The organism is Armatimonas sp., assembly GCF_043760365.1.
Taxonomy (GTDB): Bacteria; Armatimonadota; Armatimonadia; order Armatimonadales; family Armatimonadaceae; genus Armatimonas.
In genome coordinates, this window is sequence record NZ_JAYUPA010000010.1 from 1 (window position 1) to 2,490 (window position 2,490).

Annotated in this window: 2 protein-coding genes; both read left to right on the top strand. The window is 56.8% G+C overall.

Annotated features, from left to right (window positions below):
* Nucleotides 1-1,827, top strand: a 1,827-nt coding sequence (locus tag ACH2EH_RS00280; protein ID WP_395137672.1) for an extracellular solute-binding protein, incomplete at its 5' end; no start/stop codon positions are given.
* The coding region (locus ACH2EH_RS00285) for a hypothetical protein (RefSeq protein ID WP_395137674.1) at nucleotides 1,824-2,490 on the top strand (667 nt) is incomplete at its 3' end. The genes ACH2EH_RS00280 and ACH2EH_RS00285, both read left to right, overlap by 4 nt.

A 2,490-nucleotide genomic window follows, 5' to 3' on the forward strand; every position in this document is an offset into this window, starting at 1 on the left:
TTTATCCCCAATTTTGGAAACTCCTGGTTCTATATCTACTCCTGGATGAACGGCGGCAGCTTCATGAGCCCGGACGGCAAGACCTGCACCCTGGCCGCCCCGGAGAATGTCACCTCCATGACCTTCATGAAGCAGCTCTACGACGATCTGGGGGGCTACGGGAAAGTCAGTGTCTATCAGTCCGGCTTCCAGAGCGGCGAGCTGGACCCTTTCTTCACCGGCAAAGTGGCGATGGTAATCAACGGCGACTGGATGGTGGGCAATATCGCCCGCTACGCCCCGGATCTGGACTTCGCCATTGCGCCTCCCCCCTCGCCCACGGAGCGCATTGCACGCAGAGGGCGTTTTGCCCAGGAAAAAGACGCGCACATCACCTGGACGGGCGGGTTCTCCCTGGCGATTCCCAAGGGAACGGCGCACCCTAAGGAGGCATGGGAGTTTATCCGGTTCCTCTCCAGCGAAGAGGGCTATCGGATCTATAATCAGGCACAAACGAACTACAACAAGAAAATTGGGCGGCCCTATGTCTTCCGGCTCTCGGCCAATAAAAATGTAAACGTGATGCTGTTTCGCGAGTTTTCTCCGGGGAATACGCGCTTGCAGACGGCGCTCAAGGCCTACATTGACATGCTCCCCCACGCCCGCTACCGCCCGGTGACCTTTATCGGGCAGAAGCTCTGGGATGCCCATGTGCGCGCCATGGAGCGGGCCTGTCAGGGAGCGCAGAGCCCGGAGGCAGCGCTCAAAGAGCAGCAGGCGCTGGTGCAAAAAGAGCTGGATAAGTCTTTCGCCCGCGAGAGCTTGCCCTTCTTTAACTGGACACCTCCGGTTCTCATTGTCGGAATGCTGGGGCTCATTGGCATCAGCTACGGAGCCTGGCGCGGCAAGCAACAGCTCGGCAAGAGCCGTATGGCAAAACAAGAGGCACTGGCGGGCTGGCTGATGGCCGCGCCGTGGGTGATAGGCTTTCTCCTCTTCACCCTCGGGCCGATTCTCACCAGTGCAATGCTCGCCTTCACCGACTACGATGTGCTCCACCCGGCGCGCGCCGTGGGCCTGGGAAACTTTAAAGAGCTGCTCACCGATGACCGTGAGCTGCTGATGAAGGCCATCGGCAACGCGACTTTCCTCTCGCTCTACGGCATTCCCTTGGGCATGGTGACGGGCCTCTCGATTGCGCTATTGCTCAACCAAAAAGTGAAGGGGATGAACTTTTACCGCACGGCGTTCTACATTCCCAGTATCGTCCCCGCGATCGCCAGCGCGGTTCTCTGGGTGTGGCTGCTGGCGGGCGACCCGAACAAGGGGCTTCTCAACGCGCTCTGGAAAGAGACCCTCACGGCCTGGTTTGGTGTCGCGCCGCCCGGCTGGTTTGGAGTCCCCGAGTGGGCTAAACCTGGCCTGATTGTTCAGGGTCTCTGGGGCGCGGGCGGCGGAATGATCCTCTGGCTCGCAGGGCTACAAGGTGTCCCCCAGAGCCTCACTGAGGCCGCACTGATTGACGGAGCGAACCTCTGGCAGCGCTTTCGCAATGTCACGTTGCCCCTGCTCTCGCCCTATATCTTTTTCAACTTGATCATGGGCACGATTGGCGCTCTTCAAGAGTTCGACAGAGTTTATGTGATCGGGGGCGGCGACGGTGGCACAGGTCCGCTAGACTCACTGCTGGTTCCGGTCTTATATCTCTTCAACAACGCATTTCGCTACTTCAAGATGGGCTACGCCAGTGCGATTGCCTGGGTGATCTTCATCATCATTCTGGGCCTGACTTTAGTGCAGTGGCGCCTGCAGAAGCACTGGGTGCACTACGAGGTAGACAAAAAATGAGCCCAAAGACGAGACAAACCTATCCGGCTGCTCGCTGGGCGGAACGGGACGACTTCGGCTCACCCTTCCTAAATAGGTTTCCCAGAAAACTTCCCGCGACCATCGAGTGGGAGTATCTTGCCTTTCTAGGACACTTCGTCGTTGGTCTTCATGACGTGCACGAGCATAGTTTTGACTCATGGGATCGGGTTTGGAAGGAAAACTGTGACGAACTTCTCGTGCCTTTGTTTCGTGTCGAGGAAATCGCCAAGATGCTAGAAATCACCCTCGAAGATGCAGATCAGTGGCTGGCCTACCGTACTCTCAGTACGCAAGTTCCCCTCCCCCTGATGGAATTTCTAAGCATAGATTATTGTGAAGTAGAAGCGAACTTGCCCAAACGTATCCCGGCACAGACATCCGTTCCCCCGACCACTCAACCATTCAAGCTTAAAGAGAGCAACTTACACTTTGCACCCGAGCATGACCCTCGCCGCTATGAGCGTGCCTCTCTTTTTTTGGATATGACTCTGACCTATGGTGAGGTTCCTTGGCAAACCCTCTTTAGGGAAACAGCAAGAGATTACCTATCATTTCGTCCCGAAGGACTCTCCGAACTACGTGATGCGATTACCGACGAAGATGTCAGCGGACGAATCGGCACTCTACCCGAAGGAGCGTACT